11 protein-coding genes are annotated in these 14,464 nt (G+C 66.7%); 8 read left to right on the forward strand and 3 right to left on the reverse strand.

Annotated elements, in window-relative coordinates; translation table 11 throughout:
• Positions 1 to 36: 36 nt before the first annotated feature.
• Entirely contained in the window at positions 37 to 1,056 is a 1,020-nt protein-coding gene (locus WBG56_RS13930; protein WP_424269339.1) for a LysR family transcriptional regulator, read from the reverse strand.
• 138 nt (positions 1,057 to 1,194) lie between these two features.
• Between WBG56_RS13930 and WBG56_RS13935 the strand changes: the two genes are divergently transcribed.
• Genes WBG56_RS13935 through WBG56_RS13945 form a run of 3 tightly spaced genes read left to right on the forward strand, consistent with a single transcriptional unit; the run spans position 1,195 to position 7,060 of the window.
• Entirely contained in the window at positions 1,195 to 2,406 is a 1,212-nt protein-coding gene (locus WBG56_RS13935) for an efflux RND transporter periplasmic adaptor subunit (RefSeq protein WP_424269341.1), read from the forward strand.
• Between the two features lie 8 nt (positions 2,407 to 2,414).
• Positions 2,415 to 5,621, forward strand: a complete 3,207-nt coding sequence (locus tag WBG56_RS13940; RefSeq protein WP_424269343.1) for an efflux RND transporter permease subunit — start codon at positions 2,415 to 2,417, stop codon at positions 5,619 to 5,621.
• Entirely contained in the window at positions 5,618 to 7,060 is a 1,443-nt protein-coding gene (locus tag WBG56_RS13945; RefSeq protein ID WP_424269345.1) for an efflux transporter outer membrane subunit, read from the forward strand. Before WBG56_RS13940 ends, WBG56_RS13945 begins: the two co-directional genes overlap by 4 nt.
• 28 nt (positions 7,061 to 7,088) lie before the next feature.
• Here the strand turns inward: WBG56_RS13945 and WBG56_RS13950 are convergent, their stop codons facing one another.
• Positions 7,089 to 7,886, reverse strand: coding sequence for an EcsC family protein (locus tag WBG56_RS13950; protein WP_424269347.1), 798 nt, complete (start codon positions 7,884 to 7,886; stop codon positions 7,089 to 7,091).
• A gap of 136 nt (positions 7,887 to 8,022) precedes the next feature.
• Here WBG56_RS13950 and WBG56_RS13955 point away from each other — a divergent pair, with 136 nt between their 5' ends.
• A complete protein-coding gene (locus tag WBG56_RS13955) occupies positions 8,023 to 9,234 on the forward strand; it encodes an ABC transporter substrate-binding protein (RefSeq protein WP_424269349.1) in 1,212 nt (403 codons plus the stop codon).
• A gap of 12 nt (positions 9,235 to 9,246) precedes the next feature.
• The gene (locus WBG56_RS13960; RefSeq protein ID WP_424269351.1) at positions 9,247 to 10,878 is read left to right on the forward strand and encodes an acyl-CoA synthetase; all 1,632 of its coding nucleotides are present in this window, start codon (positions 9,247 to 9,249) and stop codon (positions 10,876 to 10,878) included.
• 25 nt (positions 10,879 to 10,903) lie between these two features.
• On the opposite strand, the gene WBG56_RS13965 is transcribed toward WBG56_RS13960, so the two are convergent.
• Entirely contained in the window at positions 10,904 to 11,524 is a 621-nt protein-coding gene (locus WBG56_RS13965) for a LysE family translocator (RefSeq protein WP_424269353.1), read from the reverse strand.
• 140 nt (positions 11,525 to 11,664) lie between these two features.
• Here WBG56_RS13965 and tenA point away from each other — a divergent pair, with 140 nt between their 5' ends.
• The 3 genes from tenA to dapE all read left to right on the forward strand — a co-directional run bounded on the left by tenA (position 11,665) and on the right by dapE (position 14,415).
• Entirely contained in the window at positions 11,665 to 12,348 is a 684-nt protein-coding gene (gene tenA / locus WBG56_RS13970) for a thiaminase II (protein WP_424269355.1), read from the forward strand.
• A gap of 93 nt (positions 12,349 to 12,441) precedes the next feature.
• A complete protein-coding gene (gene dapD, locus WBG56_RS13975; protein WP_424269357.1) occupies positions 12,442 to 13,263 on the forward strand; it encodes a 2,3,4,5-tetrahydropyridine-2,6-dicarboxylate N-succinyltransferase in 822 nt (273 codons plus the stop codon).
• Between the two features lie 3 nt (positions 13,264 to 13,266).
• Positions 13,267 to 14,415, forward strand: coding sequence for a succinyl-diaminopimelate desuccinylase (gene dapE, locus WBG56_RS13980; protein ID WP_424269359.1), 1,149 nt, complete (start codon positions 13,267 to 13,269; stop codon positions 14,413 to 14,415).
• Positions 14,416 to 14,464: the final 49 nt, after the last annotated feature.

Consider the following 14,464-nt stretch of genomic DNA (forward strand, 5'->3'; position numbering starts at 1 on the left):
CCCCTATCATACCCTGTCGGCCGGCCGGCCATCCGCCTAGAACGCGCTTTCCAGCAGATTGCCCCGCTCGATCATGTCCTGCAGTCCGTGGGGCATTTCCCGATCCGCGGCGAACCGGCAATCCTGGTCCAGCGGGGTGTCGCCCCGGCATTTTTTCATCAGCACGCACCCCTGGAAGACCTCGGAGACCCAATCCACGAACACGTGGACCTTGGACGACAGGTGGCGGCTTTGCTGATAGACGACGGAAATCGGCATCGGCGGCGGCGACCATGCCCCCAGAACCTCGACCAGCTCGCCGGAGTCCAGATGCGGCGCGACCATGTAGCGCGCCGGCTGGATCAGGCCGAACCCGGCCAACCCGGCGCTGACATAGGCTTCGGCATCGTTCACGGAAAGCGGGCCCTTGAGCGGAACATTCACGACCCCGTCCCCGACCTTGAAGCTCAGATCGATGTTGCGCCCGGTGCGCGTCACAAAATAGTTGACCGCCCGATGACGCTCCAGATCCTCGAGGGTCTGCGGGTTTCCGTAGCGCTCGAGGTAGGACGGCGCCGCGCAGGTCACCGTCTTGAAGACACCGATGCGCTTGGCGATCAGCGAGGAATCCTGCAATTCGCCGATCCGCAGCGCGCAATCGACAGCATCCTGCACCATATCGATCCGCCGGTCGCTCAAACCGACGACCAATTCGATCTCCGGGTAGCGCTGGTGGAAATCGCACAGCCTGGGGATCAGGACCAGCCTGCCCAGCGAAGGAGGCGCATCGATGCGCAAACGGCCGCGCGGGCCTCGGGCGCGATCGCGAAAAGCCGATTCCGCCTCGTCGACATCGGCCAGGATGCCGGCGCAGCGCTCGTAATAGGAGGCGCCATCCGGGGTCAGGCTCAGGCGGCGCGTGCTGCGGTTCAGCAGCCGCGCGCCCAGGTGTCGTTCCAGTTTGCGGATGATCGTGCTCACCGTGGCTCGCGGCATGTCCAGGCTATCGGCGGCCAGGGTGAAGCTGTTGGCGTCGACGACCCGCGTGAAGACCCGCATGGCTTGAAGATGATCCATATCCGTGCTCCCGGCGCGGGGCGATGGGGGCGGCGCGCCATTGTTTGTTTATCGTGAACAGTGATTACAAAAATAGGATATTTATCCAAATTCACGAATAACAAATAATAGCGCACTCTTCAAAAGGAATGCCCCCTCATGTTTTCTTTCCATGCACGACACGCCGCCATCGCGCTCGCGGGGCTGCTGCTTGCCGGCGGCTTTCTGCTCATGCGCGAGAGCGCGGGCGGGATTGCCGACACCGGCACGCCGCCCGCCGCGCCCGCCATTCCAGTGGACGTCGCCACGATCCGGTATCAGGCGATCACGGACTGGCACGAATACTCCGGACGGCTGGAAGCCGTGGACCGGGTCGAAGTCCGGCCTCTGGTCTCCGGCACTCTGATCCGGGTTCACTTCAAGGACGGCGCGCTGGTCCGGCGCGGCGATCCGCTCTTCACGATCGACCCGCGCCCCTACCAGGCCGCAGTCGACGAGGCGCAAGCCCAGCTGGCGGCCGCCACAGCCAGGGCCGCCTACACCGACGCGGACCTGGCCCGAGGCCGGCGCCTGCTCGCCGGAAATGCCATCGCCCGGAGGGATTTCGAAGAAAAGCGCAACGCGGCCCGCGAAGCGACTGCCCGCACGCAAGCCGCGCAGGCCGCGCTGCAATCGGCGCGCCTGGACCTCGAACACACCCGCATCGTCGCCCCCATCAGCGGCCGCGTCTCGAAAGCCGAAGCAACCGCAGGCAACGTCGTCAGCGCCGGAGGCGCGCGACCTTTGACCACCATGGTCTCCGTCTCGCAACTCTATGCCTCGTTCGAGATGGACGAGCAGACTTTCCTGCAGATGGACGGCGCTGCCTCGTCGGGCGCTTCGACATCCATCCCCGTGTCCATGGGTCTGGCCAACGAGCAGGGATACCCCCGCCAGGGCAGACTGGCGTTCCTGGACAACAGCCTGGACCCACGGACCGGAACGATCCGAGTGCGGGCGCTGTTCGACAACCCGGACGGCCTGCTGCGACCCGGCCTGTATGCCAAGATCCGCCTGGGCGCCGGCGCGCCCCATGACGCCGTCCTCCTGCAGGAAAAGGCGATCGGCACCGATCAGGCCAAACGCTTCGTCATGATCGTGGACAAGGCGAACAAGGCGGCCTACCGGGAAGTGACTCTGGGCGCCGGCCGTGAAGGCTGGCGCGTCGTCCGCAGCGGCCTGGCGGCGGGCGACCGGGTCGTCGTCAACGGCATCCAGCGCATCCGGCCGGGAGACACCGTCGCACCGACGCCGGTCCGGCCCGATGACGGCGCGCTCGCGGCGAGCGGCATCCTCTCCGGCTCGGCGCCGGACCGACAGCAGCAATCCTGAGCAGCGCCATGAATATTTCCAGATTCTTCATCGATCGGCCGATCTTCGCGGCAGTCCTCTCCGTGCTGATCCTGTTGGCCGGCCTGCTCGCCATCTTCCGCCTGCCGATTTCCGAATACCCGGAAGTCGTGCCGCCCTCGGTCGTCGTGCGGGCGCAGTTCCCCGGAGCCAATCCCAAGGTGATCGCCGAGACGGTGGCGGCGCCGCTCGAAGAGGCCATCAACGGGGTCGAGAACATGCTGTACATGCAGTCGCAGGCCAACAGCGACGGCAACCTGGCGGTGACGGTCAATTTCCACCTGGGCATGGACCCCGACAAAGCCCAGCAACTGGTGCAGAACCGGGTCGCGCAAGCCCTGCCGCGCCTGCCCGAAGACGTCCAGCGCCTGGGCGTGACGACGATCAAGGCCACCCCCGCCCTGACGATGGTCGTGCACCTGATCTCGCCCGACCAGCGCTATGACCTGACCTACCTGCGCAACTACGCCGTCCTCAACGTCAAGGACAGGCTGGCGCGCATCCCCGGCGTGGGCGAAGTGCAGGTCTGGGGCGCCGGCAACTATGCGATGCGCGTCTGGCTGAATCCGGCCAAGCTCGCCGAGCGCGGCCTGACCGCCAGCGACGCCGTCGCCGCAATCCGGGAGCAGAACGTGCAGGTGGCCGCGGGCGTCATCGGCGCGGCGCCCAGCGGCCCCGACGTCGCGATGCAGTTCTCGGTCAATGCGCAAGGCCGCCTGAAGACCGAGGACGAATTCGGCGACATCGTCCTGAAGTCCTCTCCGGACGGCGGCGTCATCCGGCTGCGCGATGTGGCGCGCATCGAGCTCGCGGCATCCGAATATGCGCTGCGATCCCTGTTGGACAACAAACCGGCGGTCGGTATGGCGATCATGGCGGCCCCGGGCGCCAACGCCCTGGCCATCTCCGACGCGGTGCGCGCAACCATGCGGGAACTGTCGGCCGATTTCCCGGCCTCGCTCGAAAGCCGCATCGTCTACGACCCCACGCAGTTCGTGCGATCCAGCATCGAGGCGGTGATATCGACGCTGCTCGAGGCCATCGCCCTGGTCGTGCTCGTCGTCATCGTCTTTCTGCAGACCTGGCGCGCGTCCATCATCCCGCTGCTTGCGGTGCCGATTTCGATCATCGGCACCTTCTCCCTGATGCTGGCCTTCGGCTACACCATCAATGCGCTGTCCCTGTTCGGCCTGGTGCTGGCGATCGGGATCGTCGTGGACGACGCCATCGTGGTCGTCGAGAACGTCGAGCGCAACATCGAAGCCGGCCTCAGTCCCCGCGACGCCACCTACCGCGCCATGCGCGAAGTGAGCGGGCCGATCATCGCCATCGCCCTGACGCTGGTCGCCGTGTTCGTGCCGCTGGCGTTCATGACAGGGCTGAGCGGACAGTTCTTCAAGCAGTTCGCCATGACGATCGCCATCTCGACAGTCATCTCGGCGTTCAATTCGCTGACACTGTCGCCGGCGCTGGCGGCGCTGCTGCTGAAACCCCATGGAGCCAGACCCGACGCGCTCACCCGGGGCATGGACCGCGTCCTGGGCGGCTTCTTCCGCGTCTTCAACCGCGCATTCGGGCGGGCCTCCGACGGCTACGCGCATGGCGTGGGCGCCGTGGTGCGGCGCAAGGGCGCGACCCTGGGCGTCTATCTGGTGCTGCTCGCGCTGACGGCGGGGGTCGCCTATATCGTTCCGGGCGGTTTCGTGCCCGGACAGGACAAGCAGTACCTGGTCAGCTTCGCACAACTGCCCAGCGGCGCATCGCTGGAGCGCACGGATGCCGTGGTCCGGCGCATGAGCGACATCGCGATGGCCCAGCCGGGCGTCAAGAACGTCATCGCTTTCCCGGGCCTGTCGATCAACGGCTTCACCAACAGTTCGAGCGCGGCCGTGGTCTTCATGGCGCTCGACGATTTCGACCAGCGCCGGGACGCGGCGACGTCCGCCCAGGCCATCACTGCCGCGCTGAGCCAGAAGTTTTCCGGCATCAAGGAAGCCTTCACCGCAGTCTTTCCCCCGCCGCCGGTGATGGGCCTGGGGACGGTCGGCGGATTCAAGCTGCAGATCGAGGATACGGCAGGACTGGGCTATGACCGACTGAACGACGCGGTCCAGGCCTTCCTGGCCAAGGCCGCGCAAACACCCGAACTGGGACCGGCATTTTCCAGCTACCAGATCAATGTGCCGCAGCTGGACGTGGATCTCGACCGGGTCAAGGCCAAGCAGCTGGGCGTCCCCGTCACGAACGTGTTCGACACCATGCAGATCTACCTGGGCTCGCTCTACGTCAACGACTTCAACCGTTTCGGACGCGTCTACCAGGTCAAGGCCCAGGCCGATGCGCCTTTCCGCTCCAGCCCCGAGGACATTCTCCGCTTGAAGACGCGCAGCGATTCGGGCGCCATGGTGCCGCTGGGTTCCCTGGTGTCGCTGACGCCGACGTACGGGCCGGAGATGGTCGTGCGCTACAACGGATACACGGCCGCCGACATCAACAGCGGTCCTGCGCCCGGCTATTCGTCCGGCGAGGCTCAGGCCAGCGCCGAGCGCATCGCGGCGGCGACGCTGCCCAGAGGCATCAAGTTCGAATGGACCGACCTGACCTACCAGCAGATCCTGGCCGGCAATGCCGGAATCTGGGTGTTTCCCATCAGCGTCCTGCTGGTCTTCCTGGTGCTGGCCGCCCTGTACGAAAGCCTGACCCTGCCGCTGGCGGTCATCCTGATCGTACCCATGAGCGCGCTTGCCGCCCTGACCGGCGTCTGGCTGACCCAGGGCGACAACAACATCTTCACCCAGATCGGACTCATGGTGCTGGTCGGCCTGGCCTGCAAGAACGCCATCCTGATCGTCGAATTCGCGCGCGAACTGGAAGCGCAGGGCATGTCCGCCGCGCAGGCCGCCCGGGAAGCCAGCCGCCTGCGCCTGCGCCCCATCCTGATGACCTCCATCGCCTTCATCATGGGGATCGTGCCGCTGGTGCTGTCCACGGGCGCGGGCGCGGAAATGCGCCACGCAATGGGCATCGCCGTCTTCTTCGGCATGCTGGGCGTCACTGTGTTCGGCCTATACCTGACCCCGGTGTTCTACGTGCTGCTGCGCGCCCTCGCCGCCCGGTTCCCGGCCCGGCGCGCCGACCCCGCGCACCCGGACCTGCCCGCCCCCGCCGCGACCCCCACAGTGGAAACCCAATCATGATCAAACGCATCTCTTTCGCCGCCACGGCGGGCCTGCTGGCCCTGCTTGCAGGATGCGCCGTCGGCCCGAAGTACGAACGGCCCGCCGTCGAAGTGCCCGCAGCCTTCAAGGAAGCCAGCCTGAGCGCCGCCGACCAGCAGCGCTGGAAGCAGGCCCAGCCGGCCGACGACCTGGCGCGGGGACGCTGGTGGGCCATCTTCAAGGACCCCGCGCTGGACGCCCTGCAAACGCAAGCCATGCAGGCGAACCAGGACCTGCAGGCCGCCGCCGCACGTGTGAAGCAGGCGCGCGCGCTGCGGCAGGGCACGCGCGCCGGACAGTTCCCGGAACTGACGGCCGGCGTGGGCGCGAGCCGCCAGCGCACCTCCGAATCGGTCGGAGACTCCGCCGCCGCAGGCGAAACCGCCACGCTCTGGCGCGCGCAGACCGGCTTGTCCTATGAAGTCGATCTCTTTGGCCGCGTCGCCTCGGAAGTCGATGCCGCCAGCGCCGACGCTCAGCGGGCCCAGGCCCTGTACCAGTCCGTGCTGCTGGCGCTGCAGGCCGACGTCGCGCAATCCTATTTCCTGATCCGGCAACTGGATGGTGAAGCCCTGCTCTACGACAACACGATTGCCCTGCGACGCATGAGCCTGGATCTGGTCGAGACCCGCTACCGCGAAGGCGACATCAGCGAACTCGATGTCGCGCGGGCCCGCTCCGAACTGGCGACGGCGCGCGCCCAGGCGCTGGGCGTCGAGCGGCAACGCGCCGCCGCCGAGCACGGACTGGCGGTACTGCTCGGACGGCCACCCGCCGATTTTTCCCTGCCGCGCCAAGCCCTGGCCAGGATCCCGGTCGCCATCCCGGCCGGACTGCCTTCGTCCCTGTTGGAAAGACGCCCCGACATCGCCGCCGCGGAACGGGCGCTGGCGGCCGCCAACGCCCGGGTCGGCGCCGCGAAGGCCGCCCTGTTCCCGCAACTGACCCTGACCGGCGCCTTCGGATTCGAATCGTCCGAACTGGACGAGCTGCTGCGCTGGTCGAGCCGCAGCTTCCTGCTGGGCCCGCTGGTGGGCACGGCGCTCTCGCTGCCGATCTTCGACGGCGGCCGCCGCCAGGCCGGCGTGGACCGCGCCCGCGCCCGCTACGAAGAAGACGTGGCCCTGTACCGGCAAAGCGTGCTCAAGGCCTTCGGAGAAGTCGAGGATGGTCTGTCCGCCCTGCGCCTGCTGGGCGAGCAAACCGAGGTGCAGGAATCCGCCGTGGCGTCCGCCGCCCGCGCGGCCGAACTGTCCAAGACCCAATACGAAGCCGGATCGGTCAGCTACCTGGAAGTCATCGACGCCGACCGCAACGTGCTGCAGTACAAACGCACCGTCGTGGAGCTGGACGGCCTGCGCGCGCATGCCGCCGTGCAACTGATCCGAGCCATCGGCGGCGGCTGGGGGAATGGTTGAAGGCAGTCCAGGGCCGTTCGCCGGCGCTTCACGCGTTCCCCAGCGCCAAATAGGCCGCGCGCACGGCTTCCGTCCCATATTGGCGTTCCAGCCGGCGCACGGTGAAGTGGCCGCGCGCCATATCCTGGAAGTGATTGATGAACAGGGTATTGACCAGGGCGCCGCCGGCAGCCCCCAGCGCGGGGACGGCCTGGGCAGCGATTTTCTCGGTGACCTGGATGCCGAAGCGGTCCGCGATGGCGGCGATCAGGCGCGCCATCGCGGGGGTGGAGGCCTTGTCCACCGCCACCTTGGCGCCCAGGTAATCCACGGCTTGGCCGACCGCCTGGGCGAGCGCCACGCGCACGGCATAGTAACCACTCTCGGCGGCGTTGTCGGTCTCGGCCTTGCCGCCCAGCGCAAAGACCTCCAGGCATGCCCTGCCCGTATCGGGGTCCCGCAGCGATTCGCCCTCGCTGCGGGCGATGGCCGCGATGGAGCGCATCATCAGCGTCGTGGACACAGGCAGTTCCACCGCCAGGCCGGCAAGACCGAAAAAGCCGCCCACGCCGCCGCTCAGCGCCGCCCCCCACTTGTGCCAGCGATCGGCGCTGCCCGCGCCGGGGGCGTCGCCCAGGGTGAAGATCGCCGCATCGGCGGCCTTGCTCAGCGCATGCCGGGTGATGCCGGCAACCCGGGCCTGCCAGCCGACCGGCAACATATCCAGGCCCTTCTCGATGGGGGCGCCGACCAGGCTGGTCATGCGGGCAGCCAGGCCCGGGTTTTCCAGCAACCGGCGGGCCACGCGCAGGTCCGCCAGATCGGCGGCGCTCAAGGGTGCATCCATCGCTTCCATCCGTCCTCGTCGATTCATGCGCCCATTGTGCGCCAAGTCTCCCGAATCCTCGACAGCGCGGCAGCGCCTCTGGTATTGTGATCCGCACCGCGCAAGCGGAAAAAACATAAATCCAGGAGACAAACCTATGAAAAAGACCGCTTTGGCGGCCGCGCTGGCCGTGTTCGGCCTTGGCGCCAGCCTGCCTTCCCACGCCGCCGGCATTTCGGATGACGTCATCCGCATCGGCTTCATCGCCGACATGTCCGGCGTATACGCTGACATCGATGGGCAGGCGGGGGCCGATGCCATTCGCATGGCCATCGCCGACATGGGGGGCGAGATCAACGGCAAAAAGATCGAACTGCTGACCGCCGATCACCAGAACAAGGCCGACATCGCCTCGGCCCGCGCCCGGGAATGGTTCGACACCCAGCACCTGGACATGCTGGTGGGCGGCACCAATTCCGCCACGGCGCTGGCCATGGCCGCCGTGGCCGCCGAGAAGAAAAAGCCCTTCCTGGCTGTCGGCCCCGGGTCTTCGGCCCTGACCAACGCGCAGTGCACCCCCTACACCGTCCACTATGCCTACAACACGGTGGCGCTGGCCAACGGCACGGGTTCCGCGGTGGTGCGCGAGGGCGGCAAGACATGGTTCTTCCTGACGGCCGACTACGCCTTCGGCCATTCCCTGGAGCAAGACACCGCGAAAGTCGTGAAAAAGGACGGCGGCAAGGTCCTGGGCGCTGTGCGCGCCCCGATCGCCACATCCGATTTTTCGTCCTTCCTGCTGCAGGCCCAAAGCTCGGGCGCCCAGGTGCTGGGCCTGGCCAACGCGGGCGGGGACTTCATCAATTCCGCCAAGGCCGCCAAGGAATTCGGCATCACCAAGACCATGAAACTGGCTGGCCTGCTGGTGTTCATCAACGACATCCATGCCCTGGGGCTGGAAAACACCGCCGGGCTGTACCTGACCACGCCCTGGTACTGGAATCAGTCCGACGATTCGCGCGCCTGGGCAAAACGGTTCTTCGACCAGCACAAGCGCGCGCCTTCGTTCCTGCAGGCAGGCGATTACTCGGTGGCCAAGAACTACCTGGAAGCCGTCAAAGCCACCGGAACGGATGACGGCGACGCCATCATGCAATACCTGAAGTCCCACAAGATCAACGACATGTTCGTCAAGAACGGCTACGTGCGCAAAGATGGCCTGATGATGCACGATATGTATCTGGCCCAGGTGAAAAAGCCCGAGCAATCCAAGGCCCCCTGGGACTATTACAACATCGTGCGTACGCTGCCCGCCGAATCCGTCTACGGACCGGAATCCGAGTCGACCTGCGCCCTTCTGAAAGGCTGAACGGAGACCGACATGCTTCAGGCGCGAGACGACTATGCCCGGACCCGCCAGGATTTTTCCTGGGTCATCCCGGAGCACTACAACATCGGCACGGACGTCTGTGACCGATGGGCCGACGGCAGCGGTCGTCTCGCCCTGATTGTGGACCGCGGCGACTCGCCGCCCGATCAATACACCTTCGACCAGTTGAAGCGCTGGTCCGACGAACTGGCCCTGGCCCTGCGGGCCCGGGGCGTGGGCCCCGGCGACCGGGTCGGCATCCTGCTGCCCCAGTCGCTGGAAACCGCCCTGTCCCACCTGGCCGTCTACAAGCTCGGGGCCATCGCCGTGCCCCTGTTCACGCTGTTCGGCACCGACGCCCTGCAATACCGGCTGGGCAATTCCGGCGCGCGGGCGCTGGTCACCCACACGGAAGGCATGGGCAAGATCGCGGCTATCCGGGACGCGCTGCCGGACCTGGGCTGCGTCCTGAACATCGACGCCGGACGGCACGACGAGGACGCCTTCTGGGGCGCCATCGAGTCCCAGAAAGGCAGGATCCTGACGCCGCACGACACCCTGGCCGACGACCCCGCGGTCATCATCTACACCTCGGGCACGACCGGCAAGCCCAAGGGCGCTCTGCATGCCCATCGCATGCTGCTGGGCCATCTGCCCGGGGTCGAGATCTCGCACAATTTCTTCCCCGACCATGCCCGCCTGATGTGGACACCGGCCGACTGGGCCTGGATCGGCGGCCTGATGGACGTGCTGATGCCCTCATGGCACCACGGCGTCGCCGTCCTGGCGCACCGCTTCGGCAAATTCGACGCCGAACAGGCCTGGCGGCTGATGGCACGACATCAGGTCAGCCATACCTTCCTGCCGCCCACCGCCCTCAAGATGCTGCGCACGCTGGATGCGCCGGAACGGTACGGTGCCTTGCGGCTGGTTTCGGTCGCCAGCGGCGGCGAAACCCTGGGCGCAGAACTGATCGCCTGGGGACGCAAGACCCTGGGGGTCACGATCAACGAATTCTACGGGCAGACCGAATGCAACATGATCGTGTCCTCATGTGCGGCCCTGTTCGAACCCCGCGCAGGGGCCATGGGCCGGCCCGTGCCCGGCCATGACGTCCAGATCATCGACGAAAGCGGCCGCATCGTGCCCGACGGCACGGAAGGCCATATCGCCGTGCACCGTCCCGACCCCGTCATGTTCCTGCAATACTGGGCCAACCCGCGCGCCACCGCCGACGCTTTCATCGGCGAATTCCTGGTCACGGGGGACCGTGGCATGCGCGACGCGGACGGCTATCTCTGGTTCAAGGGACGGGGCGACGACGTCATCACCAGCGCGGGCTACCGCATCGGCCCGGGGCCGATCGAAGACTGCCTGCTCAGCCACCCGGCCGTGCGCATGGCCGCCGTCATCGGGGTGCCGGACCCCGAACGCACCGAAGTCGTCAAGGCCTGCATCGTGTTGAAAGAAGGCTTTCAGCCCAGCGCCGCGCTGATCGCTGAAATCCAGGATCACGTCCGGCGGCGCGCCGCCGCCCATGAATACCCGCGCCTGATCGAATTCATGGACACGCTGCCCATGACCACCACGGGCAAGGTGATTCGCAAGGCGCTACGCGACCTGCATCAGCAACATTCCGCCTGACGGGGCCGGCGGCCGCGCCTGGCCCCTAGTCCAGCATCAGCCAGACGCCGATGCCGGCGATCAGGACACCGGAGACGCGGTTCATCAACTGCACGTTGGAGCGGCGGGCCAGCAAGGCACGGGCGACCGAACCGCCCGTGGCATATAGAATCAGGCAGCACAGTTCCATGCTCAGGATGATGGCCAGCAGCAGGCTCAGTTGCGGGGCCATCGGCTGGTTGAAATTCAGGAAGGGCGGCAACAAGGCGATGAAAAACGCCCAGCCCTTGGGGTTGGCGATGGCCGTCACCAGCCCTTGCGTGGCCAGTTGCAGGCGGCGCGGCGCGCGGGTCCCATCGGCGACTTCAGGAATGGCCAGGGACCCCCTGGACCGCCACATCTCGATGCCCAGCCACACCAGATAGGCGCCACCGCCCAATTTGAAAGCGGTGAAGAGCGGCGGATACTGCAGCAGCACCGTGGCCACGCCCAGCACGGACGCCGCCGCCACGGTACCCACGCCGACCAGCTCACCTACCCACATCCAGGCGGTGCGCCGCACGCCGACGGTCATTCCCAGACTGAGCGAGAGCATCATGCACATGCCCGGCGTCAGCGACACCAGGAAAAAGGTCAGCAGAAAGAGCGAGAACGTCGCCGAAGTCATGGTGAAAATGGCCTTTGAATCCGCGCCCGCGCCAAAGAAGCCGCGGGATTCGCAACGAAACCGTCGTGCGGAAAATGCAGGCCGGTCCAGGATGCGTTAGTGTACTGCTGCCGCCCAACCCCCGACATTGAATTGACGCCATGACACAACACACCGACGCCCCTTTCTCGCTCGACACCCTGATCCAGCGCCACGAAGCCAGCTGGCGGGCTTATTGCCAGCACGAGTTCGTGCGCCAGCTCGGAGCGGGAACCTTGCCGGCCGAGGCGTTCCGCCACTACCTGAAGCAGGACTACCTGTTCCTGATCCACTTCGCCCGCGCCTGGGGCCTGGCGGTCTACAAGAGCCGCGACATCGGCGAACTGCGCCAGGGCTGCGAGAGCCTGAAGGCCATCGTCGATCTGGAAATGCAACTGCACGTGGACTACTGCGGGCAATGGGGCATCGGCGAAACGGAATTGACGCAATTGCCCGAGGCCACCCAGACCATGGCCTACACCCGTTATGTGCTGGACGCCGGCCTGCGCGGCGATCTCCTGGATCTGCACGTGGCGCTGGCGCCCTGCCTGATCGGCTACGCGGACATCGCCCTGTGGCTGAGCGATCAGCCCTTCACGGTCCGAGGGCCGGAGAACCCCTATGCTTCCTGGCTGAACATGTATGCCAGCGACGAATTCCAGGCGGCCGCGAACCGGGAACGCCGATGGCTCGACAGCCGCCTGGCGGAGCAATCCGCGCGCCGGCTGGATGACCTGGCCCGCCTCTTCCACGATGCCACCCGCCTGGAAATCGACTTCTGGCAGATGGGGCTGGATGCCGGCTGACAGGCGATTGAACGCGCGACCGACGCGCGGCGGACACGCTGATAAAATCATCGGTTCGACTTTTCCACGCGATCCGGAACCCGCCCCTCCATCATGCACACTGCCCACCAGAACCTCATCGAATCCGCCTGGGAAGACCGGGCATCCTTGCGCCCCGGCCAATCGCCGGCCGACCTGAACCAGGCCATCGGGCAGACGCTGGCGGGACTGGACGACGGGTCCTTGCGCGTCGCGGAAAAGATCGACGGCCAATGGCAGGTCCACCAATGGATCAAGAAAGCCGTGCTGCTGTCCTTCCGGCTGTCGGACAACCAGGTGATGGGCCAGTCTCCCCAACTGTATTACGACAAGGTGCCCCTGAAGTTCCAGGACTATTCGCCGGCTGACTTCCAGCAGGCGGGATTCCGGGTCGTCCCCACGGCCACGGTGCGGCGCGGCGCCTACATCGGCCCCGACGTCGTCCTGATGCCGTCCTACGTGAACATCGGCGCCCACGTCGGCGAAGGCACCATGGTGGACACCTGGGCCACGGTGGGCTCATGCGCCCAGATCGGCCGCCACGTGCACCTGTCGGGCGGCGTGGGCATCGGCGGCGTGCTGGAACCCCTGCAGGCGGGTCCCACCATCATCGAGGACAACTGCTTCATCGGCGCCCGCTCCGAAATCGTCGAAGGCGTGGTCATCGAGGAAAATTCAGTCCTGGCCATGGGTGTCTTCCTCTCGCAAAGCACGAAGATCTATGATCGCGCGACGGGCGAAGTCTACTACGGCCGGGTGCCGTCCGGCTCCGTCGTGGTGCCGGGCTCCCTGCCCTCCGCCGACGGCAGCCATAGCCTGGCCTGCGCGGTGATCGTCAAACGCGTCGATGCCCGGACCCGCGCCAAGACCAGCATCAACGACCTGCTGCGAGCCTGAGCCATGGCCGATGCCGACGTCCGCACGCTGACCCATGCCTTGATCGCCCGCCCCTCGGTCACGCCGGACGACGCCGGCTGCCAGGACCTGATCGCCGGGCGGCTGCGCCCCTTGGGGTTCGTCTGCGAGTCGCTGCCCAGCGGCGGCGTCAGCAACCTGTGGGCCCGGCGCGGCGCATCGGGGCCTTTTCTGGTTTTTGCCGGCCACACCGATGTGGTGCCGCCCGGCCCGGAATCCGCCTGGCCCAGCCCGCCGTTCGAGCCGACCGAGACCGACGGCATGCTGGTGGGCCGGGGCGCCGCCGACATGAAAACATCGGTGGCGGCCTTCGTCGTGGCCGCCGAAGAGTTCATCGCCGCTCACCCGCGGCATGCCGGCTCCATCGCCCTGCTGCTGACCTCGGACGAGGAAGGCCCGGCCACCGACGGCACGGTGCACGTCTGCCGCGTGCTGGAATCGCGCGGCGAAAACCCGGATTACTGCATCGTCGGAGAGCCCACGTCGGCTGAGCGTCTGGGCGACACGATCAAGAACGGTCGCCGGGGCTCGATGTCGGCCCGCATCACGGTGCGCGGCATCCAGGGGCACGTCGCCTATCCGCACCTGGCCCGCAACCCTATTCACGAACTGGCTCCGGCCCTGACGGAACTGACCGCGACCGGCTGGGACGAGGGCAATGAATACTTTCCGCCCACGACGTTCCAGGTGTCGAACCTGCACGCGGGCACAGGCGCGGGCAACGTCATCCCCGGCACCGCCATCATCGACTGCAATTTCCGCTTTTCGACGGCCAGCACGCCTGACGGCCTGCAGGCCCGGGTGGCTGCCATTCTGGACCGCCACAAGCTGGACTACGCCATCGACTGGACAGTCAGCGGACTGCCCTTCCTGACACCCCAAGGTCCGCTGTGCGCTGCGCTACAATCGGCCATCTCGGATGAAACCGGCGCGCGGGCGGAGCTCTCGACCACCGGCGGCACGTCCGATGGCCGTTTCATCGCCCGCCTGTGCCCGCAGGTCGTCGAATTCGGCCCGCTGAACCGGACCATCCATCAGGTGGGCGAGTGCCTGCCCCTGGACAATCTGGTCCCCTTGAAGAACATTTACCGCAGGGTTCTGGAAACGCTGCTGCCCGATACGGAACGCAGCTGATCCGCGCCACGCCGGCACGCCCCCTGCTCCACCGGAACGCACTTTTCCA

Origin of the sequence: Castellaniella sp. (assembly GCF_049671645.1) — a bacterium.
Taxonomy (GTDB): Bacteria; Pseudomonadota; Gammaproteobacteria; order Burkholderiales; family Burkholderiaceae_B; genus Castellaniella.